The following is a 23,544-nucleotide window of genomic DNA, read 5'->3' on the forward strand; positions in this document are numbered from 1 at the left end:
ACAACAATGCCCAACAGCGTGCCTGCAATACCCGCGTTGCGCCCTGCCAGCCAAGTCATGGACCTGGCCCGGCTGGGTAGCCACTTCCAGAGCCCGCTAAGCTTCGTGCGCAGCAGCATGCGGCGGATGATGCAGCAGCGCTGGCAAATCCGGCGCAGCTGTTTCGACCTCGATGGCCAAGGCTTCGGCACTGCGATCTACCGCATCGAAACGCCAAACGGCCATTACCACTGCGTGATCTTCTCGGCCTACCTGCCGCCGGAAAAGCGCAGCGATCGGGTCATCGCCGACCAGTGGGACGTCAGCTTCGTGCTGGTGGCCGGCGATGTCGACTCGGCACAACTGGCCGACCTGCAACGCAACGTGCCGCTGCAGGAAGCCGGCCGCTTCGATGCTCGCGTGCTGGTGTTGTCGCGGGCCAACCGTAGCTTGCGCAATTTCGACCGGTTTCTGGCGGCGCTGGCAGAAGGTCGCCAGCCCGATCCAGAGCAACTGGCTGAAGTCGGCTACCTGTATCGCACCACCGCGGTTTACGGTAACGGCAAGTTCGGCATCGCCGATTTTGGTTGCCTGCAAGATAACCCGGACTTCAACCAACCGTTCAGCGCGCAGATGTTCACCGTCTACCTGCTGCGTCACTTCAGCATCGAGCAGATCAACCACATGGCCCGGGCACTCGCGCCGCAGCGGGCAGTGCAACTGGCCCCGGGCCTTCAACGTTACCTGGGGGTAGGCAACGCGACCGGGCTGGGAATGGCCCCTTTTCTGATCAACCACCCTCAACTGGTGGAGCACTGGATCAGTACGCGGGAAACGGCCCTGGCCCTGGTGCTGGCGCAGTCGGCGGAGCCCGCCCCGTTGGCACGCCTGCAGCAATTGCTGGCCCGCGCCCAGTTGCACCTGGGTCAGTCCCGGACCGAAGACCAGCGCCAGCATGAGCAGAACCTGCAAATCTTGGCCGAGCTTGCTTTACTGGCCACCTGGCTTGGCACGCAAGCCGACGGCACGGGCCTTTGGCCGCGCCTGCTGGCCTGGGCGCAATTACATACGGGGGTGGGCTGCCAGGAGCTTCTGGTCAGCCTGCTGCTGGAGCTGTACCCCGAGCAGGTCGCGCCACTGGCCGAGCACATGGGGGTCAACGAAGGCTGGCAGCTGGACGCCCAGATGCCCCTTGGACAACTGCGCCAGCTCATCGAGCAGCAGTATGGCTGGGCGTTGCGCTACGACTTAAGTGCTGCCGATGCGGAGCACTTCTTCTGGTACCGCTCAGCTGAGAAAGAAGAACCACGTCTGGGCATACGCGCAGAGGAGCCGGGGGCCGAAAAAGAAATGCAACTGGGCATTGCCCGCAATATCCAGCAGTGCCATGGCGCACTGCTGGAGCACCTGCAACTGCAGCCCCAGGCGTTGACCGCTCACTTCCTGATCGCCCAACCGATGTTCAAGGGTACGGTACGCCGCCTGCAAGGCATGGCAAAAACAAACTTCGGTGAAATCCGTGCCAATCTGCTGGCCCGGGACATGCTGCCGATTCACCTGCTGCGCTGCAAACTGGCATTTTTCGGCGCGGGGAAATTCGACCCCAAGTCAAGCCGCTGGGTGCGTATCACGCTGTTCCAGGGCGCGCCGCTGGTCAGCGACATCGGTCAGCCGTTCGCAGACGACTGGAATTTCGCAGTCATGCCGCAAAGGGAGCTTTGACCATGCGCGTATCGCTTAACGAAATACAGGTGATGTGCCGCAAGGCATTCGAAGGCATGGGCTTCGCCCCGGGCGACTGCGAGGATGCCGCCGAACTCGTGGGCTGGTTGCAACTGCAGGGGCTCGATGGCGTCGGTGCACTGGAAAAGGCGTTGCTTTATCTGCAAGCCGAAGCTGCACGGCCATACGCCTTGTGCCATGAGGATAACGCCCTGCTGGTGATCGACGCCAAGGGCCAGAGCGTGTTGCGCTGCGCCGCGACGGCGGTGGAACTGGCGGCAGCCAAGGCCATGCGCTGTGGTCAGGCCGAACTGCGCATCCGCCACTGCCACAACCGTTTGCTGTTGCTGGGCTACCTGAGCCGAGCAGCTGTGCAGGGGCTGCACGTGCAAGCCCGCTGGGAGGACGCCCGCCAATACCACTGGGCCGACTTTACCGCTGGCATGCCGCGCCCGGATCTGAGCAGTGAAACTCGGCCCCAGGCCATTGAAGCGGCCGCGCAAGACGTAACGGTGCTGTTCACCCGGCCAGCCCAGACCGCCCAGGCAATAACCGACCCGCAGCGCACACTGCAGCAAGGTTTTACAGTCAACGAACATACCTGGCAAAGGCTCAGGCAGTTGGCCGAACACATCCTTGTCGAGAGCACCGATGCCTCACGCCGCCACGGTGCAGGCGGCGGCAGCGACGCCGACTGAACACCCTTGCCACTGAGGAAACAACCCATGAAGCATGCAATAAAGACCGAGCTGTTCGCCTCCAGGGCGCCACTGGAATGGGCGGTCGTCGGCAACGGTACGCTGTACACTGCCCAGATCCCAATCGATACGCAGGGCCAGGTGGTTGCCGGCGGCATCGAGGCACAGACCCGCCAGACACTGGACAACCTGCGCCACACCCTGGAAGCCGCTGGCAGCTCGCTGGATGCCGTGACCCAGGTACTGATCTACGTGACCGACCGCCGCTATCTGGCAACTGTAAATGCTGTGTACGCCGAGTATTTCCAGGCACCCTACCCCAACCGCGCGGCCGTAGTGGTGGCGGGCCTCGCCCGGGAAGAAATGCTGGTGGAGCTGGTGGTCTACGCCTGCCTCTGAGGGCCTGAAGGCGCTCGCCTCGCGATATTCAGCGTTTGTTCAATCGGGTGCCGCCCGCGCGGCACTCGATGCATGCCCCCTTCCCCCCAAGTCATGCACCCGGAATATTCCCTTTTTCTCCCGCCAGGCACCGACCGGTGCCCCATTTCGGTTCAAAACCCGCGCCCGAATCAAAAGCGCCCTTTTTTGATGCGCCGGCCCTTGCTGCCAGGCAGCACAGATCGGGTGTGCCCCTCACATTTCCTGCATCCCCAGAACCGCCAAGCGTATTCGGCACTTTTATTGCTAAGACTGATTGTGCTCAACGCACAGGCAATCTACCGAGACCGAGGTTAACGCGAGACACAGCTCCCACTTACCCCAGCAAGGCAGCACCCTGAAAGACGCAGATGAACCGCAATGAAGCTGCCGGTAACGGCGGCAAGGAGTGGGTATGTCCCGGGCTTTTTTCAATGAAATGTACGAAGCGGACGGCAACTGCCGCCCGCATTACCAGGAGTTCGCCCGCTGGCTGGCCAACACCCCGCTGGAGTTGCTGGAACAGCGTCGGCGCGAGGCCGACCTGCTGTTTCACCGCGCTGGCATCACCTTCACCCTGTATGGCGACAAGCAGGATACCGAGCGCCTGATCCCTTTCGATATCATCCCGCGCAGCATCCGCGCCAGCGAGTGGCGCACGGTCGAGCGTGGCTGCATTCAACGGGTACAGGCGCTGAACCTGTTCCTGCAGGACATCTACCACGACCAGCGCATCCTCAAGGCCGGCATCATCCCGCCAGAGCAAGTGCTGGCCAACGAGGGCTACCAGATCGCCATGCAGGGCCTGGACCTGCACCGTGGGCTGTATGCGCATATTGCCGGTGTCGACCTGGTACGTGACGGCGATGGCAGCTATTTCGTGCTGGAAGACAACCTGCGCACCCCCAGCGGCGTCAGCTACATGCTCGAAGACCGCAAGATGATGATGCGCCTGTTCCCCGAACTGTTTGCCGCCCAGCGTATCGCGCCCATCGACCACTACCCCAACCTGTTGCTGGACACGCTCAAGAGCGCCAGCCCATTGGACAACCCCACCGCGGTGCTGCTCACGCCCGGCCGTTTCAACAGCGCCTATTTCGAGCATGCCTTCCTGGCCCGGGAAATGGGCATCGAGCTGGTCGAAGGCGCCGACCTGTTCGTGCGTGATGAGCATGTCTACATGCGCACCACGGCCGGCCCCCAGCAGGTGGACGTGATCTATCGCCGCCTGGACGACGACTACCTCGACCCGCTGTCCTTCAACCCTGATTCGATGCTGGGCGTGCCGGGGCTGGTCTCGGTTTACCGCGCCGGCAATGTGGTGCTGGCCAACGCCGTCGGCACTGGCGTGGCTGATGACAAATCCATCTACCCCTATGTCGACGACATGATCCGCTTTTACCTGAGCGAAGAGCCCATCCTGAACAACGTGCCGACCTGGCAGTGCCGCAAGCCGGCAGACCTGTCCCATGTACTGGCCCACCTGCCCGAACTGGTGGTCAAGGAAACCCAGGGCTCCGGCGGCTATGGCATGCTGGTCGGGCCTGCTTCGACCAAAGCCCAGATCGAGGACTTCCGCGCGCGCATCAAAGCCCGCCCGCACGCCTATATCGCTCAACCGACGCTGTGCCTGTCAACCTGCCCGACTTTCGTCGACAGCGGCATCGCACCGCGTCACATCGACCTGCGCCCGTTCGTGCTGTCGGGCAGTGAAACCCGCCTGGTGCCCGGTGGCCTGACGCGCGTGGCGCTCAAGGAAGGCTCGCTGGTGGTCAACTCGTCGCAAGGCGGCGGTACCAAGGACACCTGGGTGGTGGAGGACTGAGCCATGCTTTCGCGAACCGCTTCCGACCTGTACTGGATGTCCCGTTACCTGGAACGTGCAGAAAACCTCGCGCGCATGCTCGAGGTCAGCTATTCGCTATCGCTGATGCCCCAGGCCGGGCGCAGCGACGGCCATACCGAACTGGCAATGTCGCTGATGGCCTCGGGCATGCTGGACGACTACCTGCGTCGGCACAATGAACTCGACACCGAGCGCATGCTGCACTTCTTCGCCCTCGACGCCACCAACCCCAGCAGCATCTATTGCTGCCTGCAGGCTGCCAGGACCAATGCCCATGCAGTACGCGGCCGTATCACCGCCGACATGTGGGAGAACATCAACGCCACCTGGATCGAAATGCGCAACATTGCCAGCAATGGCCTTGGTCGCTATGGCATCAGCCAGTTCTGCGACTGGGTCAAGGAACGATCGCACCTGTTCCGCGGCGCGACCTCCGGCACCATCATGCGCAACGATGCCTACAGCTTCATTCGCCTGGGGACCTTCCTGGAACGGGCGGACAACACCCTGCGCCTGCTCGATGCGCGCTACGAAATGTTCGGCGAGGCCTCCGAAGAGGTCAGCGACGACTCCGCCCGCGGCTATTACCAATGGAGCGCCCTGCTGCGCGCGCTGACCTCGTATGAGGCCTTCAACGAGCTCTATCGCGCCGCGCCCAGTGCCCGGCCGGTGTCCGAGCTGCTGCTGTTGCGGGTGGACGTGCCGCGCTCGCTGCATGCCTGCATCGAGGAACTGGACCTGATCCTGGCGGGTCTGCCGGGCAGTACCGGGCGTGCCGCCCAGCGCATGGCCGCCGAACTGAATGCGCGCCTGCGCTACACCGCAATCGACGAAATCCTCGATGCCGGGTTGCACCCTTGGCTGAGCGACTTCATCGGCCGCATCAACCAACTGGGCCAGGCCGTCCATCACTCCTACCTGGAGGTTGTATGAAACTGTCCATTCGCCACGACACGACCTATAACTACGCCAGCGACGTATGCAACAGTATCCAGTTCCTGCGCCTGACACCGCGCAGCAGCGAACGCCAGCGTATCAATCAATGGCAACTGGACCTGCCCTGCAAGGTAAAGGGCCAGATCGACCCTTATGGCAACATCCTGCACGTGCTGACACTGGACAAACCCCATGGCCACCTGGCACTCACCGCACACGGCCAGGTCGAGATCGACCCGGATTGCGAACACGAAACCGAGAGCCAGTCGCCCCTGCCGTTCCTGCGCGGCAGCCACCTGACGCAGGCCGACGACACCCTGATTGCTTTCGCCGCCCGGCAATGTGGCAGTCACCGCGACCGGGCAGCACTGATCGGGCTGATGCAAGGCCTGGCCGAGCACATGCCCTACAGCCCTGGCGCAACGTCGGTGGGTACCACGGCCATCGAAGCCTTTAGCGGTGGCGCGGGCGTGTGTCAGGACCACACCCACGCCTTCCTGGCCTGCGCGCGCAGCCTGGGGGTGCCGGCACGCTATGTGTCCGGCTACCTGTGCACCGAGGATGAACAACACCTGGCCAGCCACGCCTGGGCCGAAGCCTGGGTCGACGATGCCTGGTACAGCTTCGACATTACCAACCGCCTGACCCGGCCAGAGCGTCACCTGAAGCTGGCGGTGGGCCTGGACTACCTCGACGCCTGCCCGGTCAGGGGCGTACGCCGCGGCGGCGGCGCCGAATCGATGCAGGCCAGCGTTCACGTGCATCGCCAGTGACAGACTGGCTTCAGACCGGTCTTGCCGCGCGAGTGCGGCAAGACCCTTCCACACGCAACACAAGGGAAACCGCATGACTTACTGTGTCGCCATGCACCTGGAGGACGGGCTTGTCTTCATCAGCGACTCACGCACCAACGCCGGCATCGACCAGATCTCCACGTTTACCAAGTTGTTCGTCTTCAGCGTGCCGGGCGAGCGGCTGATCGTGCTGCAGACCGCCGGCAACCTGGCGACCTCGCAGTCGGTGATCAACCTGCTGCAGCAACGCACCCAGGGCAACGGCCCCCACCTGCTGAACGTTGCCACGCTGTACGATGCAACGGTGCTGGTCGCCGACACCCTGCGCGAGGTGGTCAAAAGAGACCGCAGCAAGCTCACGGCCGATATCGACCTCAGCAGTTCATTCATCGTCGGCGGCCAGATAGCCGGCGGCCCCATGGCCATCTACAACGTGTATGCACAAGGCAATTTCTTCCAGGCCACGCCGGACACCCCGTTTCTGCAACTGGGTGAAAGCAAGTACGGCAGACCAATACTCGACCGTAACCTGGATTACCGCACGCCGCTCGATGAAGCGCTGCGCTGCGGCCTGATTTCGTTCGACTCCACCATCCGCAGCAACCTGTCGGTGGGCATGCCGCTGGACTTGCTGGTGTACCGCAATAACAGCCTGGAAAGCATGACGCGCAAGCGCATTACCAGCGACGATGCCTATTACCAGCAGATTCGCAGGCAGTGGAGCGACGGCTTGAAAACCCTGCTGGCCGAACTGCCAGCGCCGCCTTATGGCTGAACAAGCAAACGGTTCAGATCCATTGCCTGTACCGGCCCCTTCGCGGGCTGGCCCGCTTCCACAGGTACTGCGCAAGCCTTGAAGGCTGTGATGTCCTGTGCGAGCGGGCAAGCCCGCGCAGGGGCCGGACAGGCAACACCTCAGTAAAGCCAATGTGTAATGTTCGAGACTCCGTGGGTTATCCTGCCCCTTCCCCCTGTCACGAGACTGCTGCTGGCGGCCCACAGACTGCACTGCAGGTGAAATCATGATTCACGGAAAAACCCTGGAAGCCTGGCAACAAAGCCACCCGATCATCGCCGAGCTGGTTGCCCTGAAGCAGACCTGCTGGTTCAACCCTGGTATCGCCAAGGCTGCAGAAGCCCTGCACGATGTGGGCCTGACGGCTGCCGACGTGCAAGCGGCCAGCGCGCGGCTGCAGCGGTTCGCGCCTTACCTGGCCACTGTGTTCCCCGAAACAGCCGCTGCCGGCGGGGTCATCGAGTCGCCTGTCATCCCGCTGCCACGGCTGCGCCAGGTGCTTGTCGAAGAAGGATCACTGCAGAACGCAGGCAGCCTGTGGCTCAAGGCGGACAGTGACTTGCCAATCTCCGGTTCGATCAAGGCCCGGGGCGGTATCCATGAAGTGCTCAAGCACGCCGAAGACCTGGCCTTGGCGGCCGGCTTGATCACGCCAACGGATGACTACACCCAACTGGCGAGCGACCAGGCCCGCGCATTTTTCAGTCAGCATACGATCGCCGTGGGTTCGACCGGCAACCTGGGGCTGTCGATTGGCATCATGAGCGCAAAGCTGGGTTTCCAGGTGAGCGTGCACATGTCGTCCGACGCCCGGCAATGGAAGAAGGACAAGCTGCGGGCCAACGGCGTGACAGTGGTAGAACATGCGTGCGACTACAGCGTAGCGGTCGAGCAGGGTCGCCAGCAGGCGGCCTCAGACCCCAGTTGTTATTTTGTCGACGACGAAAACTCCCCACAGCTGTTTCTCGGCTATGCCGTCGCCGCCGAACGGTTGGCACGGCAACTCGACCAGGCTGGTATTCAGGTGAACGCAGACCATCCAATGTTCGTGTATCTGCCGTGCGGCGTAGGGGGCGGCCCGGGCGGTGTCGCATTCGGGCTGAAGCTGGTGTTCGGCGATGCGGTGCACTGCATCTTTGCCGAACCCACCCACTCCCCCTGCATGCTGCTGGGTGTCTATACCGGCCTGCATGATGAAACCAGCGTGCAGGACTTCGGCATCGACAACATCACCGCCGCAGACGGCCTGGCGGTCGGGCGCCCGTCGGGGTTTGTCGGCAAAGCCATGCAGCGGCTGATCGATGGTTACTACACCGTGACCGACGAAGAGCTGTACCGCTTGATGGTCATCGCCCATGAGCAGGACAAGGTCAAACTGGAGCCCTCTGCCCTGGCCGGCGTACCGGGTATGCTACGGGTGCTGCAAGCCGACGAGTACCTGGCCCGCCAACGCTTCACCCCAGCCCGGCTGCAACAGGCCACCCACCTCGTCTGGGGAACGGGGGGCAGCATGGTGCCGGAAGATGAGTTCAACGCCTATCTGGCCAAAGGGCGCAGCGAGCAGGCAAACGTGTAACCGAAGCGCCGGTTCGCAACGCCGTTGCAATGCCTCAGGCCATCAGCAAGGAATGCCCGCCAGCGGCCACACAGGTGCTGGCGTCGCTTTGACCATATTGCGTTTTCGCGCCCACTGGGTCAGTGCGGCCATCAGGGCAAAGCCAAGCAGGATCATCACCGGATAGGCCAACAGCAACTCGGTCAACGAATACTTCCAGGCCAGTGGCCGACCGACGCCCAGCATCGCTGCATATAACCAGGAAACACCTGACAGTGCACCAGAAAACAGCGCAAACATCCGCACGCCTATATTCAGGTCAAGCAAAGAACCGGCCTTGAGCAAGGCAGGTAATACATAACGATGCAACAACATGCCATTAAAGGTCAGGAGCAAGACAATAATGACTTTTGCGTGAAGTTTGGGATTGGCGAAATAACTCATGCCCTTTTCAAGGTAATCGATACCAATGACCGCGGCACCGGTAAGCCACAAGAATATCAAGGCATTGGCAACGGACGCCTGCAATCGCGCCATGTGCTTACCGTCATGGCTGGCCTGTTGATGCCCCTTCAACAAGTCCCTGACCATCTCGACATCGCTGGTAAATACCAGGCCGATGGCGATACAACAGGCCAGTAAATGAACATAAATGACCGACAACCGCACCAGTTCCATGGATTCTTTCTGCCCGAACAGGCTAATAATTGTATTAAACTCCACGTCGAATTCTCCACGTAATGCATCAGCGCTAGATGGCCTTGCAACGAACATGTGTACGACTTGATCGCACTAGGAAGACCAAATTCATATCGTTAATTGAAACATCGAATGGTTACTCAATTGCACACAGTGGCTCAACCGTTGAGCCTCGGTTGGGCATGGCGTTACTCCATCGTCAGAGGTAAAAAAGCCCCGTGTGCATCCCTGCGATTCAGATCAAGTTGAACGTCCATTACGTTCTGGGGAGAGGTGCGAAGTGCGCTGCTTGAAGAACACACTTGCTGGCAAATATGAGCGACCCACTGGCAAATCGTTCATTTCTTGAGCAAAAGCACCGACCAGCGGTATTTAAAGCCGTATTAGTTAGTTTACTAACTGCTTGCAAGCTGACCGAATGGTAAGTTTTAAAGACCCGTGGATCCAAACTCCGCGACAGGCCATTTAAGTGCTCTATTTCGCTGAATGGTGAACGACTACCCAGTCAATGCACCAGGAGCAACTGGCTCAATACCGCCCGCAGTTTCCCGGGTTTCACAGGTTTGTTCAGTAGCGGCGCCCCTAGCTTCTGCAAGCCACGCCGGCACTGATCGCTGCGGTCTGCGGTAATGATCACTGCCGGTATGGCAGTCGCAAAATGCTCACGCAGGTTCCTCACCACCTCGCAACCCACCACGCCATGGTCCAGGTGGTAGTCAGCCAGGATCAGTTCCGGGGCTCGCCCCTGCAACGCCAGCAAGGCGCTCTCCTGGTCGGTCGCCGTGACCACTTCGCACCCCCACTGCCCCAACAGCGCGCCCATGCTCTCGAGTATGCTCACTTCGTTGTCCAGCACCAGCAGGCGGCGGCCCGGTAGCGGATTACCGGCGCTGGGCAGCGGCACAGCCTGATGAACAGCCAGCGGCACTTCTTTGCCAAGAGGTACCTCGATGCTGAACACCGAGCCACGCCCCGGCCACGAGCGCACTTCGATCCGGTAACCGAGAATCTTGGCGATCCGTTCAACGATGGCCAGCCCCAGGCCGACACCCTTGCGATCGGCAGCGCGACCAACGTCCAGTTGGTTGAACTCGAGAAAAATGGCCTGCAGCCGATCCTGCGCGATGCCTCGCCCGGTATCCCACACCTCCAGCCGCAACTGGCCGCCGCGGCGCCTCGCCCCGAGCAGGATCCGCCCCTCGTCGGTGTACCGGCAAGCGTTGCTGAGGAAGTTGCGCAGAATGCGCGTCAGCAGCCGCAAGTCAGTGCTGATGGCGTAATCGGCTATGCGTGCATGCAGCTTCAGGCCTGCTGCATCGGCCACCGAGCTGAACTCCGAGACCAGCGGCGCGAACACCTCGTCCAGGCGGTACACAGCCACGTCCGGCTTGACGGCAGCCTGGTCGAGCCGGGAAATGTCCAGCAGGTCGGTCAGCAGGTCTTCCGCGCCCTCCAGGGCCTGGTGGGTACGCTCCACCAGCACATGCTCGGCCTCTGGTAATGGCCGCTCGCGCAAGGTCGAGATCAGCAAGCGCGCGGCGTTCAACGGCTGCAGCAGGTCATGGCTGGCGGCAGCGAGGTATTTGTCCTTGCTGCGGTTGGCGGCTTCGGCGGCATCACGCGCCTCCAGCAATTCATCGGTACGCGCAGCGACCCGTTGCTCCAGTTCGTCATTGAGCTGTTGCAGGCGTTGCTGGGCCAGCTTGCGTTCGGTGATGTCGGCAACGAACCCCTCCACCAGCCCTTCATGGCCGGGTTTTAGCAGCAGGTTCATCAGCACATCGAGATGGCTGCCGTCCTTGCGCCGCAAACGGGTTTCGTAGCCGTGCAGGCTGTGATCACGGGCGAGCACCGCCGTGATCGCCTGCAACTCCTCGGCACCGCCATCAAACAGGTTGGCGGCCAGGTCCGTCAGGGAAAAAAGCACCGCTTGCGGGTCGTCGTAGCCAAGCATGCGGGCCAGCGCCGGGTTGGCGGCACGCATGCCGTCCTGAAGGCTGGCCTGGAAAATCCCGTGCACGGCGTTTTCGAACAGCCATTTGTAACGGTTGCGCTCGGCTTCCAGTTCGTCCAGGCGGGCAGACAGCTCCGGGTAATGGCTTTTGCGCGCCGAGTGGTCACCCAGCCCCAGCAGCCCGGCTAACGCCCGCTGCTGCTCGTCAGAGGGCCTCGCCATAGACCACCTCGACATCACGCTGGCTCGACGCACGGGGGTTGGTGAGGATGCACGGATCGTCCATCGCGTGTTGCGACAGGAACGGGATATCGGACGTGCGCACCCCATGCAGGCCCAGGGTTTCATGGAAGCCAATGGCATGCTTCAGGGCAGTCAAGTGCTCCACCAGGCGCCCACAGATCTGCCGTTGATTAAGACCGCGGCAGTCGATCCCAAACACCTCGGCGATCACCTTGAAACGCTCCGGCGCCGAGCTGTAGTTGAACGCCACCACGTGCTCCACCAGCACCGCGTTGCACAAGCCATGGGGCAAGTCGAGGAAACCGCCCAGGCTGTGCGACATGGCGTGCACTGCGCCCAGGATCGCATTGGAAAACGCCAGCCCCGCCTGCATGCTGCCGAGCATGATCTTCTCGCGCAGCGCGATATCGGTGGGGTTGGCGATCATCTCCACCAGGTTGCCATTGATCAGGCGCATGGCTTCCAGCGCATGGGGGTCGGTCAGCGGCCCGTGGCCGGTAGACACGAAGGCCTCGATGGCATGCACCAACGCATCGATGCCGGTGCAGGCCGACAGGAACGGGTCCATGCTCAGGGTGGTCTGCGGGTCGATCAGCGACACGTCCGGCACCACCGCCTTGCTGACGATGGAGAACTTCATGCGTTCCTGCTGGTTGGAAATGATCACGAACTGCGACACGTCCGCCGAGGTGCCGGCGGTGGTCGGGATCAGGATCAGCGGCGGGCTGGGCACGCGGATCATGTCCACGCCTTCGAATTCGAGGATGCTGCGTCCATGGGCCACCACGATACCGATGGCCTTGCCGCAATCCATCGGGCTGCCGCCGCCAACGGCGACGATCACGTCACAGTGGTTCTGCCGATAGATTTCGGCGCCGAGCATCACCTCTTCGACCCGCGGGTTGGGTGACACGGCGGTGTACAGGCAGTAGTCGATGCCCTGGGCCTGCAGGCTGGCCTCCACATCCCCCACCCAGCCAGCGGCGATCACGCCAGGGTCGCTGACCACCAGTACCTTGCGCGCACCGAAGGTTTTGGCGTAGTTGGCCACGTTGTGCCGGCAGCCGGCACCAAAGATGATTTCAGGCGATACGAACTTGCGAAGGGGGCTGAAACTCTGGCTCATCGGTAAGCCTGTTCTTATTGTTCTGGAAGATAAACGCCAGCGTAAAGCATCCCACCACGAAAGCAACCAGACCAAAGCGGGGCTACCGGTCATTCTATCCAGGATTTGGCGCGGGCCACCTCCAGAAATGCCAGCACGTCCTCTTCGAGCCCCGGTACATCGGGGAAGCGTTGTGCCAGGCGGTCGATGACCGTTGCCACGGTACTGTGGCCGTCCAGCAGCGCCAGGACCCAGCCGGCACTGGCATTGAGCTCGATGATGCCCCCGGCGTACAACAGCACGTGGCAAGCCTTCTGTGGCTCCCAGTCCAGGCGCAAGCCGCGCCCCAAGGCAAGGGCTTGCTGGCGATCTATCAGGTTCACAGGCGCATGCTCCAGGAGGATCCGGCCACCGTGGCGATGGCCGGGCCGTCATCAACGGTTGGCGAAATACATCGTCACTTCGAAGCCAATGCGCAGGTCGGTATAGGCGGGTTTAGTCCACATAGGGCAAGTCCTCTTCTTGTGCCGGAGGATTCCGGTAGAAGCATTAATGCACGGGGGCGGACTGGACCGAATGCTACTTTGGAACGAGCTTGCGGGGTGCGTTGGTACGGGTAGGCCATGCATGTGCCGGCCCTTTTGCGGACTCGCCCGCCCCCACAGGTTCTTCACTGGTTCTGGAACCAACGGTGAACCTGTGGGAGCGGGCGAGCCCGCGAAGGCCGCGACGCGGTCTAGAAGAAGCCCAGTGGATTGATGTCGTAGCTCACCAGCAGGTTCTTGGTCTGCTGATAATGGTCAAGCATCATCTTGTGGGTCTCACGGCCAACACCGGACTTCTTGTACCCCCCGAACGCCGCATGCGCCGGGTACAGGTGGTAGCAGTTGGTCCACACTCGCCCGGCCTTGATCCCGCGTCCCATGCGATAGGCGCGGTTGATGTCGCGCGTCCACAGGCCGGCGCCCAGGCCGAATTCACTGTCGTTGGCGATCGCCAGCGCTTCGGCTTCGTCCTTGAAGGTGGTCACGCCCACCACCGGCCCGAAGATTTCTTCCTGGAACACGCGCATCTTGTTATTGCCCTTGAGCAGGGTTGGCTGAATGTAGTAACCGCTGGCCAGGTCACCCAGTAGCCGCTCGGCACCACCGCCGGTGAGCAACTGCGCGCCCTCCTCCCGGGCAATTTCCAGGTACGAAAGGATCTTGTCGTACTGTTGCTCGGATGCCTGGGCACCCACCATGGTTTCGGTATCCAGCGGGTTGCCGCGGGTGATCTTGGCGATCTTCTTCATCACCTCGGCCATGAACGGTTCGTAGATCGACTCCTGGATCAGCGCCCGTGACGGGCAGGTGCACACCTCGCCCTGGTTGAAGAACGCCAGCACCAGGCCTTCGGCAGCCTTCTCGATGAACGCCGGCTCGGCCTGCATGATGTCTTCGAAGAAAATGTTCGGCGACTTGCCACCCAGTTCGACGGTGGACGGGATGATGTTCTCGGCCGCGCACTTCATGATGTGCGAGCCCACCGGGGTGGACCCGGTGAAAGCGATCTTGGCAATGCGCTTGCTGGTGGCCAGCGCCTCGCCGGCCTCACGGCCAAAGCCCTGGACGATGTTCAGTACGCCTGCCGGCAACAGGTCGGCGATCAGTTCGGCAAAGACGGTAATCGACAGCGGCGTCTGCTCCGCGGGCTTGAGCACCACGCAGTTGCCAGCGGCCAAGGCCGGGGCAAGCTTCCAGGCGGCCATAAGCAGCGGGAAGTTCCACGGGATGATCTGCCCCACCACACCCAGCGGTTCGTGGATGTGATAAGCCACAGTGCCTTCGTTGATCTCACCTACGCCACCTTCCTGGGCGCGGATGCAACCGGCGAAATAGCGGAAGTGGTCGGCTGCCAGCGGCACGTCGGCATTCAAGGTTTCGCGTACGGCCTTGCCGTTGTCCCAGCTTTCGGTAACCGCCAGCACTTCCAGGTTCTGTTCGATGCGGTCGGCAATTTTGAGCAGTACCAGGGCGCGGTCTTGCACCGAGGTCTTGCCCCAGGCTTCGGCGGCGGCATGCGCGGCGTCCAGGGCCCGGTCGACGTCCTGGGCCGTAGAGCGCGGGAATTCGGCAATCGGCTGGCCATTGACCGGCGAGCTGTTGGTGAAGTACTGGCCCGCCAACGGCTGCACGAACTCGCCACCGATGAAGTTGCCATAACGGGGTTTGAAGGATACGACGGCGCCTGGAGTTCCGGGTTGTGCGTAGATCATGCTGAGCCTCTGCGGGTCGGTGCCTGTCCCACGACAGGCGATGCACCGATGGTAACAAGCCCGCGTGCCGGGCGAATGCATCGTTGGCAGCGGGGCTCTCGTCATTTGGTAGTAGGCTCTGTACGAAAAGTCTTGAGACGCAGGTCAGGCAAGGCGAAAACAGCCGAGGAACGGCCGGGGTCGCGCCCGACTGTACTGGAGTACATGAGCACTCCGAGGCGGTTTTCAACGCAGCATGAACAAGTATCAAGGCTTTTCGTCAGAGCCTAGGGCCGCTTGCTACCGATCAGCGGCAGCAAGCGGCAGTAGGCAGGCGTTAGGGCTTGGTGCTCGCGGTTTGCTGCAACTGCTTGGGCAACTTGAAGGTCCAGAGCATGCCGCCCTGGTTGAAGTCCTTGACCCGTTTGGCCACTTCGCCACCCCACAGCGGCACCGCACCGCCCCAGCCGGAGACCACCGAAACGTACTGCTCGCCGTCCATTTCCCAGGTGACGGGCGAGCCAAGCACGCCTGAGCCGGTCTGGAATTCCCAGACCTTGTCGCCGGTCTTGGCATTGAATGCCTGCAGGAAGCCCTCTGGCGTGCCCGTGAACACCAGGTTGCCCTTGGTGGTCAGCACGCCGCCCCACAGCGGCGCGTAGTTCTTGTGGCGCCACACTTCCTTGCCGCTGATCGGGTCGATGGCACGCAGCACGCCGATGTAGTCTTCGTTGAGCGGCTTGATGGTGAAGCCGGCACCGAGGAACGCCGCGCCCTTCTTGTAGGCGATGCCTTCGTTCCAGATGTCCATGCCCCACTCGTTGGACGGCACGTAGAACAGCCCTGTGTCCTTGTTGTAGGCCATCGGCATCCAGTTCTTGGCGCCGAGGAAGGCCGGGGCGACGAACACCGAGCTGCCCTTGGCCTCGCTGCCGGGTGCGCCCGGGCGGCTTGCGTCGTTGTAGATCGGCCGGCCGTCCTTGTCCAGGCCCGTGGCCCAGGTGATCTTGTCAACGAACGGGAAGCCGCGGATGAACTTGCCGTTGGTACGATCGAGCACGTAGAAGAAACCGTTGCGGTCGGCCGTGGCGGCAGCCTTGACCTCCTTGCCGCCGTCCTTGTAGTTGAACGAGATCAGCTCGTTGACGCCGTCGAAGTCCCAGCCGTCATGCGGCGTGCTTTGGAAGTGCCATTTGATGGTGCCGTCGTCCGGGTTCAGCGCCAGGCGTGAGGAAGAGTACAGGTTGTCACCGGGGCGCAGGTGCGAGTTCCACGGTGCCGGGTTGCCGGTACCGAACAGGATCAGGTTGGTTTCAGGGTCGTAGTAACCGCCCAGCCAAGGCGCAGCGCCGCCGGTCTTCCACAGGTCGCCAGGCCAGGTCTTGCCCGCCTCACCGCCGGAAATGCCGTTCTCGATCGCCTTGCCGTCCTTGTACACATAGCCCATGTGCCCTTCCACGGTGGGGCGCATCCACAGCAGCTCGCCGTTCTCCGGGTTGTACGCCTGGATCTTGCCCACCACGCCGAACTCGCCGCCGGCAACGCCTGTAATCAGCTTGCCATTGACGATCATCGGCGCGGCGCTGATGGAGTAGCCTTCTTTGTGGTCGGCGACCTTCTTGCTCCAGACCACCTTGCCGGTGTCCTTGTTCAGGGCCACCAGCTTGGCGTCCAGCGTGCCGAAGAACACCAGGTTGCCGTACAGCGCGACGCCGCGGTTGATCACGTCGCAGCAGGGGCGGATGTCATCCGGCAGACGTGCATCGTATTGCCACAGTTTCTTGCCGGTGCGGGCGTCCACGGCGAACACCCGCGAGTAGGAGCCGGTCAGGTACATCACCCCGTCCTTGATCAGCGGCTGGGCCTGCTGACCACGCTGTTTCTCGCCGCCAAAGGAGAACGCCCAGACCGGGCGCAGTTCCTTGACGTTATTGACATTGAGCATATCCAGCGGGCTGTAGCGCTGGCCCTGCACGCCCAGGCCATTGGTCACGATCTGCTGGGGGTTCTTCGGGTCCTGGAGGATGTCTTCATTGCTGACAGCGGCGTGAGCCGCGCCGGCAAGCAGCATGGCGCTGAGCACCAGGCTCACGGCGAACAAGGGGCGACGTGGGGATCGGGTCATGACGGCTACCTTTGGTTTTTTTGTTGTGCCCGGGAAAATTTCCCGGTGTGTCGGGAATTCTTGGTCCCGACCCGATTGCCAACAATTGCCCGCAGTGCGGAGTTTTCTAGTTCCTTGGTAGGGGCCTGAGCGATGGGTGGGTGCAGACACAGAGCGCTGTGTGGGCGGCACGGGGGCTGACAGGCACAAACAATGTCATGGCAAGCGCCGTAACTGCTGGTGCTCATACCGGGGGTACAGGTGGCTGACACTGCGGATCAGCTCATAACGCGTCAGGCTGATCCCGGCAAACCGTTCGGGAATGGGGCTGCGGATCATCTCGGCCATGTCGTCACCGCGCGCCGCGCCATCGCGCATCAGGCCATCGAGCCAGCCCAAGTAGTCACGCATCTGCACGAACGGCTGCGCATCACTGGCCACCGGGCCATGCCCGGGTACCAGCTGCTTCCAGGGCAGTGCCTGCAGGGTATCCAGGTCCTTGAGCCACACGTCCAGCCCTGGGCTGTTAGGCGTGGTCAGGGCCCGTTGGTAGAACACCAGGTCACCGGCGAACAGTACGCCGGTCTTTTCATCGAAAATCGCCAGGTCGGCCCCCGTGTGCCCGCCCAGCCCCAGCAACCTCAGGCGGTGCCCACCCACCTCATGCACACCCGGCTGCAACACCCGGGTCGGCAGTACCACCTCGGTACCGCGCATCCAGTCGCCGACCAGGCGATACATGTTCTCGGCCATGGCATCGCCCTGCTGGCGCAGCAGGTCACGGGTGCCGGCCAGGGCACCGATCGGCACATCGGCAAAGGCCTGGTTGCCCAGTACATGGTCAGGATGATGATGGGTCAGCAACACTTCCACTACCGGCTTGTCGGTGAGGGTGACAATTGCCTTGCGCAACGCCTCGCCATAGCCCTTCGACGGCCCGCTGTCGATCACCACCACACCGCTGTCGGTGACGATGAACGCGGTGTTGACCACATTGCCGCCATTGGCCTTGGCGAAATTGTCGGTGCTGCCTTCCAGCAACCAGGTGCCCTCGGCGATCTGCCGCGGTGTGAGCCGGTACGCCAGATCAGCCTGGGCTGGCAGCCCCAGGCACAGCAGCAACAGCAGGATCCAACGCATGACAGTGCCTCGGGTCAGGGGGGGGAATCAGACAACGCGCTCAGGGCAGCGCCGCCTCGAACTGGTTGCCGCTGTTGTCCCGCAACAGCAGCCGGGTTGGACCAAGGCCCTGAATGTCAAAGCCAAGGTTGGGGTTTTCGCTGACCGCCGGGTACAGCTCCAGGCTGGCCAGGCGCTGGCCATCTGCACCTTGCAACTCGGCATGGTTGAGAAAGAATTCAGGAATGCCGCTGACCAGGCCGTTATCCATCGGGTGGGCCACCTGCAGGCGCAGGCGGCTGCTGTCACCACGCGGGTAGCGCCCGCCCAGCACCTCACCGAGGTGCTCCTCCCAGCCGGGCTGGGTGCGCACCACGCTGGGTGCGGTACAACCGCCGCCGGCAGCATCGATCAGGGTCGAACCGACGTGCCACAGGCCATCGCGTGTCAGTACGGCAGCGCGCAGCGGTGTGGCCTGTTCGATGCGGATGCGGATCGACAACCAGGGCAACACGCGCTCGCCGGGCTGAAAGTCGACGATGCGCGGCAATGGGTTCAGCTCTGCCCAGGCGATTATCCGCACCACCTCACCTGTGAACGCCCGGGCGTCGATCTCCAGCGGCACCTGCCGTGCATCCTCGGCAAAGGGTGGCGCCAGAAGCTTCACACGGTCATCGAACACGAACGCGGCCTGGCCCAGCAACTGCTTATGGTAGAAGTCCCACATCACGGAAGGCACCGGGTCTGTGTGGGTGCCTTGTGTCGCAGCCTGGGCGGCCCAGGGCATCCAGCAGGCCAGCAGGAAAGTTGCTCGCCAGTTCATGGCCACTCCTATTGATACATCTCCGGGACCTCGTAACGCAGGCCGTATGCGGCATACATCGCCTTGAGCCGGCCATCGCGAATCATCGCCTCCATGGCCTCCTCCACCGCGTAGGCCAGCTGCCGGTTGCTTTCATGCACGGCCATGCCGATTTCCCAAGCCTGTTTGCCGAGGTTCGGGTAGGCGTTCTCTGCCAAGGCCAGTTGCGCATCGGCAGCCTGGTGCAACTGCCAGTCAACCTCGCCGCGCATCGCCATCACAGCGTCTACCTGGCCGGCCTGCATCGCAGCAAATGCCTGCTGCACGCTGGGGTAATGGTGGGTCCTGGCGCTGAGCATGCCGTTGAACACCGACGTCAGGTAAAACGACGGCACGCTGTCCACCTCGACCCCGACAGGATGCTGCTGGAATACCGCGACACTGGCCACCGACGGCAGGCGACGGCGATCGTAGGCCACCTGCCAACGCTCCTCCTGATAGGGGCCGAACATCACCACCTGGGCGTTTTCCAGCTCACCGAACTCGTTGCGCCGCTGCGCGTAGGCGCGATCGTAAGGCACCCGCATCATCAGGTCGGCCAATTGCTGATGACGCAGCGGGCTGCCACGCCAGATGTAGTCGCGCAGGTCATCGTCGAGCTTTTCGCCGGGTGGCGCCCAGATAAGTTGCAGGCGCACACCCAAGGCCGTGGCCAGGGCCTGCGCCAGCTCCACATCGACCCCACGCGGCTGGCCGTGGTCCTGGAAACTGTAGGGGGCGAAATCCTTGTACACCGCTACCTTGAGCTCTCCGGCAGCGATGATCGCGTCATAGTTGCGCACTTGCGCCTGGGCCGCCGCGCAACACAGCAGCAGGCCACTCAACAGCACCGCCCACAGACGCATGGCCGTCACTCCTCGACGTGCACGCTGTCGAGGTAGGTGCGCACCGCCCACAGGGCTTCCTGACTGAGGTAATCGGCCATCTTCGGCATGTACACGCGTCCGTCGCGAACCGCGCCGTGGCGTACCCGCTCGACGAACCATTCATCGCCAGCATCACCTGCATCGAGCATGCGCAAGTCAGGGGCGATACCACCAGACTTGGCCTCCAGGCCATGACAGGCGGCGCAGTTCTGGTTGTAGGCCGAGGCGCCGATTTCCACGGCCTTGTCGTGCTCGGGTGAGCTGCGGTAAGGGTTGACCGCCGCCCAGCCGTCGTCGTCCAGGCTCACGCCAGCGTCCTTGATCGGGGTCAGGCCCTTGGTCTCCACTGCCTGGGGCACCACGTTGCCATGGGCCCAGGCTGTACCGGTCAGCACAGATGCGGCCAGCAACCCAGCAGCAAGCAACACATTGCATTTTGTTGTCATTGTTATGCCCTCACCATTGCACACAAGGCCTCAACCACAGAGGCCGTGCCGCCATCTTAGAAACACCCTGCGGGCGACCGAATGCTGCTTTGGTGGCCGGGCCGTCATCCCTTGGTAGTAGGGCTTGTGGCGAAGGGCCAATTGAGGTGCCGTGCGGGAACTTTTCCCGGCAAGGGCGGGACTTTTTCCGTATCCCGCGATAGCCGCTGCGCCCCACCCTGTGCAGGCCAAAACCTCCACTGGGAACTGCAACCATGACAATAAGATCGCTACCCGCCCTTTCCCCGCTGGCCCTGAGCGTGCGCGTCCTGCTGATGGCCGGTAGCCTGGCCCTGGGCAATGTGGCAACAGCGGCCACCACACCCGCTGCACCTGCCGGCAAGAACGTCACCTGGGAAGACATCGCCAATGACCACCTGACCACCCAGGACGTGCTGCAGTACGGCATGGGCACCAATGCCCAGCGCTGGAGCCCGTTGGCCCAGGTCAATGACAAGAACGTGTTCAAGCTGACCCCGGCCTGGTCCTACTCCTTCGGCGACGAGAAGCAGCGCGGCCAGGAATCCCAGGCCATCGTCAGCGATGGCGTGGTCTACGTCACCGGCTCGTACTCGCGGGTATTCGCCCTCGATGCCAAGACCGGCAAACGCCTGTGGACCTACAGCCACCGCCTGCCCGACAACATTCGTCCCTGCTGCGACGTGGTCAACCGCGGGGCGGCGATCTACGGCGACAAGATCTACTTCGGCACCCTCGACGCGCGGGTCATCGCCCTCGACAAGCGCACCGGCAAGGTGGTGTGGAACAAGAAGTTCGGCGACCACAGCGCCGGCTACACCATGACCGGTGCGCCAGTGCTGATCAAGGACAAGACCAGCGGCAAGGTGCTGCTGATCCATGGCAGCTCCGGCGATGAATTCGGCGTGGTCGGCCAGTTGTTCGCACGCGACCCGGACACCGGCGAAGAAGTGTGGATGCGGCCCTTCGTCGAGGGCCACATGGGCCGCCTGAACGGCAAGGACAGCACCCCGACCGGTGACGTCAAAGCGCCGTCCTGGCCAGACGACCCTACCACCGAAACCGGCAAGGTCGAAGCCTGGAGCCACGGCGGCGGTGCCCCTTGGCAAAGCGCCAGCTTCGACCCCGAAACGAACACCATCATTGTTGGCGCTGGCAACCCCGGGCCGTGGAATACCTGGGCGCGCACGTCGAAGGACGGCAACCCGCATGACTTCGACAGCCTGTACACCTCCGGCCAGGTCGGCGTCGACCCGAGTACCGGCGAAGTCAAGTGGTTCTACCAGCACACCCCCAACGATGCCTGGGACTTCTCCGGCAACAACGAACTGGTGCTGTTCGACTACAAAGGCAAGGACGGCAAGGTGGTCAAGGCCACCGGCCATGCTGACCGCAACGGCTTCTTCTATGTGGTCGACCGCAACAACGGCAAGCTGCAGAACGCCTTCCCCTTCGTCGACAACATCACCTGGGCCAGCCATATCGACCTGAAGACCGGGCGCCCGGTGGAAAACCCCGGCCAACGCCCGGCCAAGCCGCTGCCGGGTGAAACCAAGGGCAAGCCGGTGGAAGTCTCGCCGCCGTTCCTGGGCGGCAAGAACTGGAACCCCATGGCCTACAGCCAGGACACCGGGCTGTTCTACATCCCCGGCAACCAGTGGAAAGAGGAATACTGGACCGAGGAAGTGAACTACAAGAAGGGCTCGGCTTACCTGGGCATGGGCTTCCGCATCAAGCGCATGTACGACGACCACGTCGGCACGTTGCGCGCCATGGACCCGACCACCGGCAAGCTGGTGTGGGAACACAAGGAACACCTGCCGCTATGGGCCGGTGTGCTGGCGACCAAGGGCAACCTGGTGTTCACCGGCACGGGCGACGGTTTCTTCAAGGCCTTCGACGCCAAGACGGGCAAAGAGCTGTGGAAGTTCCAGACCGGCAGCGGCATTGTCTCGCCGCCCATCACCTGGGAACAGGACGGCGAGCAGTACATCGGCGTGACCGTGGGCTACGGCGGTGCGGTACCGCTGTGGGGCGGCGACATGGCCGAGCTGACCAAACCGGTGGCTCAGGGTGGTTCGTTCTGGGTGTTCAAGATCCCGAGCTGGGACAACAAGACTGCACAGCGTTGACCTGCAGCGGGGAGCGGCTTGCGCCCCTCCCCGCTTCTGCCCTTCTCCTGCCCAGAGGCTTTCGCCATGAATTACCTGCCCTTTACCTTGCTGCTGGCGCTATCCCCCGCCCTGGCAGTGAACGCCGACGACGCCGGCAACGATGCCCCCTTGACCATCAACGGCTGCGTGATTGCCGAAGCCAGCCAGTGCCCGGGGGCCAACCTGCGCGGCGCCAACCTGGCCAACCAGGACCTGCGCAAGATGAACCTGGCCGGTGCCGACCTGCGCGATGCCGACCTGCGCCATGCCCAACTGGACCTGGCAAACCTGGAGAAAGCACGCCTGCAAGGGGCCAACCTAACTCGCGCCAGCCTGCAACAGAGCAATCTGCGCCTGGCCGACCTGAGCAACAGCAAGCTGGTGGCCATTCAAGGCTGGGGCTTGTTCGCCCAGGGCGCACAGTTTGAAAAGGCCGACCTGCGTGCAGCCTACCTGCAGTTCGCCAGGCTGTCCGGGGCAAAGCTGCAGCGGGCCAACTTGCAGGCGGCGGACCTGGAGATGGCCTGGTTGAGCAAGGCTGACCTGCAAGAGGCCAACCTGGGCGATGCCAACCTGCAGGAGGCCAAGTTTGGCCAGAGCAACCTGGCACGCGCCGATTTGCGCGGGGCGCGGCAGCATTACGGGAATTTTCAGGAGGCCAACATGGAGGGGTGCAAGGGGTGCCCTGAAACCTGGGACAAATGAGGGCCTGTAGGAGCGGGTTCACCCGCGAAAGGGCCGGCCCTGCTGGCCAATTTCCACCAACCGTTCACCGCTGCCACCGCCATCGTATTCGCGGGTAAACCCGCTCCTACACACAGATCGTTGGTGAACACACATCGGTGGTTGAACACAGGTCGTCGTAGGAGCGGGTTCACCCGCGAAAAGGCCGGCCCTGCTGGCCAATCCCCACCCGCCGTTCACCATTGCCACCGCCATCGTATTCGCGGGTAAACCCGCTCCTACACACACAGATCGGTGGTGGACACACATCGG

Annotated in this window: 21 protein-coding genes; 10 read left to right on the plus strand and 11 right to left on the minus strand. The window is 62.6% G+C overall.

The features are described 5' to 3' along the window. The first annotated feature begins 6 nt into the window (after positions 1-6). The 8 genes from INQ47_RS22775 (at position 7) to INQ47_RS22810 (ending at position 8,764) form a co-directional block, all read left to right on the plus strand. The gene (locus tag INQ47_RS22775; protein ID WP_404702644.1) at positions 7-1,701 is read left to right on the plus strand and encodes a hypothetical protein; all 1,695 of its coding nucleotides are present in this window, start codon (positions 7-9) and stop codon (positions 1,699-1,701) included. Between the two features lie 2 nt (positions 1,702-1,703). Continuing rightward, a complete protein-coding gene (locus INQ47_RS22780) occupies positions 1,704-2,399 on the plus strand; it encodes a DUF3726 domain-containing protein (protein WP_404702645.1) in 696 nt (231 codons plus the stop codon). Between the two features lie 27 nt (positions 2,400-2,426). After that, positions 2,427-2,798, plus strand: coding sequence for a RidA family protein (locus INQ47_RS22785; protein ID WP_021782244.1), 372 nt, complete (start codon positions 2,427-2,429; stop codon positions 2,796-2,798). A gap of 433 nt (positions 2,799-3,231) precedes the next feature. Then, entirely contained in the window at positions 3,232-4,641 is a 1,410-nt protein-coding gene (locus INQ47_RS22790) for a circularly permuted type 2 ATP-grasp protein (protein ID WP_176684094.1), read from the plus strand. A 3-nt stretch (positions 4,642-4,644) separates the two neighbouring features. After that, positions 4,645-5,595 carry an alpha-E domain-containing protein gene (locus INQ47_RS22795; protein ID WP_176684095.1) on the plus strand — a complete coding sequence of 317 codons (951 nt, stop codon included), beginning with the start codon at positions 4,645-4,647 and terminating at the stop codon, positions 5,593-5,595. Beyond that, positions 5,592-6,371 (plus strand): transglutaminase family protein, encoded by a 780-nt coding sequence (locus tag INQ47_RS22800; protein ID WP_209966602.1) that lies wholly within the window; start codon positions 5,592-5,594, stop codon positions 6,369-6,371. The genes INQ47_RS22795 and INQ47_RS22800 overlap by 4 nt, the downstream gene beginning before the upstream one ends. A 73-nt stretch (positions 6,372-6,444) precedes the next feature. Further along, positions 6,445-7,167, plus strand: a complete 723-nt coding sequence (locus tag INQ47_RS22805) for a proteasome-type protease (RefSeq protein WP_252459229.1) — start codon at positions 6,445-6,447, stop codon at positions 7,165-7,167. Positions 7,168-7,414: 247 nt separating this feature from the next. After that, positions 7,415-8,764 (plus strand): D-serine ammonia-lyase, encoded by a 1,350-nt coding sequence (locus INQ47_RS22810; protein WP_404702646.1) that lies wholly within the window; start codon positions 7,415-7,417, stop codon positions 8,762-8,764. A 42-nt stretch (positions 8,765-8,806) separates the two neighbouring features. Here the strand turns inward: INQ47_RS22810 and INQ47_RS22815 are convergent, their stop codons facing one another. The 11 genes from INQ47_RS22815 to pedF form a co-directional block, all read right to left on the minus strand. Then, on the minus strand, positions 8,807-9,421 hold the full coding sequence (locus INQ47_RS22815; RefSeq protein WP_404702656.1) for a hypothetical protein: 615 nt from the start codon (positions 9,419-9,421) through the stop codon (positions 8,807-8,809). A gap of 526 nt (positions 9,422-9,947) precedes the next feature. Next, complete coding sequence (locus INQ47_RS22820) at positions 9,948-11,618, minus strand: NahK/ErcS family hybrid sensor histidine kinase/response regulator (RefSeq protein WP_404702647.1); 1,671 nt, start codon at positions 11,616-11,618, stop codon at positions 9,948-9,950. Continuing rightward, positions 11,602-12,765, minus strand: a complete 1,164-nt coding sequence (ercA, locus tag INQ47_RS22825) for an alcohol dehydrogenase-like regulatory protein ErcA (RefSeq protein WP_404702648.1) — start codon at positions 12,763-12,765, stop codon at positions 11,602-11,604. The genes INQ47_RS22820 and ercA overlap by 17 nt, the downstream gene beginning before the upstream one ends. Before the next feature lie 89 nt (positions 12,766-12,854). Further along, entirely contained in the window at positions 12,855-13,127 is a 273-nt protein-coding gene (pqqD, locus tag INQ47_RS22830) for a pyrroloquinoline quinone biosynthesis peptide chaperone PqqD (RefSeq protein ID WP_003254087.1), read from the minus strand. Between the two features lie 51 nt (positions 13,128-13,178). Continuing rightward, the gene (gene pqqA, locus INQ47_RS22835) at positions 13,179-13,250 is read right to left on the minus strand and encodes a pyrroloquinoline quinone precursor peptide PqqA (RefSeq protein WP_003243383.1); all 72 of its coding nucleotides are present in this window, start codon (positions 13,248-13,250) and stop codon (positions 13,179-13,181) included. A gap of 230 nt (positions 13,251-13,480) precedes the next feature. After that, positions 13,481-15,001 carry an aldehyde dehydrogenase family protein gene (locus INQ47_RS22840; protein ID WP_404702649.1) on the minus strand — a complete coding sequence of 507 codons (1,521 nt, stop codon included), beginning with the start codon at positions 14,999-15,001 and terminating at the stop codon, positions 13,481-13,483. A gap of 316 nt (positions 15,002-15,317) precedes the next feature. Then, positions 15,318-17,105: a PQQ-dependent alcohol dehydrogenase PedH gene (gene pedH, locus INQ47_RS22845; protein WP_209966615.1), complete on the minus strand. Its 1,788-nt coding sequence runs from the start codon at positions 17,103-17,105 to the stop codon at positions 15,318-15,320. A 195-nt stretch (positions 17,106-17,300) separates the two neighbouring features. Further along, positions 17,301-18,224 carry a quinoprotein relay system zinc metallohydrolase 1 gene (locus INQ47_RS22850; protein ID WP_404702650.1) on the minus strand — a complete coding sequence of 308 codons (924 nt, stop codon included), beginning with the start codon at positions 18,222-18,224 and terminating at the stop codon, positions 17,301-17,303. A gap of 40 nt (positions 18,225-18,264) precedes the next feature. Beyond that, positions 18,265-19,026, minus strand: a complete 762-nt coding sequence (locus INQ47_RS22855; RefSeq protein WP_404702651.1) for a quinoprotein dehydrogenase-associated SoxYZ-like carrier — start codon at positions 19,024-19,026, stop codon at positions 18,265-18,267. A gap of 8 nt (positions 19,027-19,034) precedes the next feature. Then, on the minus strand, positions 19,035-19,910 hold the full coding sequence (locus tag INQ47_RS22860; RefSeq protein WP_404702652.1) for a substrate-binding periplasmic protein: 876 nt from the start codon (positions 19,908-19,910) through the stop codon (positions 19,035-19,037). 5 nt (positions 19,911-19,915) lie between these two features. Beyond that, on the minus strand, positions 19,916-20,377 hold the full coding sequence (gene pedF, locus INQ47_RS22865) for a cytochrome c-550 PedF (protein WP_021784006.1): 462 nt from the start codon (positions 20,375-20,377) through the stop codon (positions 19,916-19,918). A gap of 254 nt (positions 20,378-20,631) precedes the next feature. Here pedF and exaA point away from each other — a divergent pair, with 254 nt between their 5' ends. Further along, positions 20,632-22,527, plus strand: a complete 1,896-nt coding sequence (gene exaA / locus INQ47_RS22870) for a quinoprotein ethanol dehydrogenase (protein ID WP_404702653.1) — start codon at positions 20,632-20,634, stop codon at positions 22,525-22,527. 66 nt (positions 22,528-22,593) lie between these two features. Then, complete coding sequence (locus INQ47_RS22875) at positions 22,594-23,253, plus strand: pentapeptide repeat-containing protein (RefSeq protein ID WP_404702654.1); 660 nt, start codon at positions 22,594-22,596, stop codon at positions 23,251-23,253. The last annotated feature ends 291 nt before the right edge of the window (positions 23,254-23,544 follow it).

Source organism: Pseudomonas sp. 3HC3 (assembly GCF_044904505.1).
GTDB lineage: Bacteria > Pseudomonadota > Gammaproteobacteria > Pseudomonadales > Pseudomonadaceae > Aquipseudomonas > Aquipseudomonas putida_Y.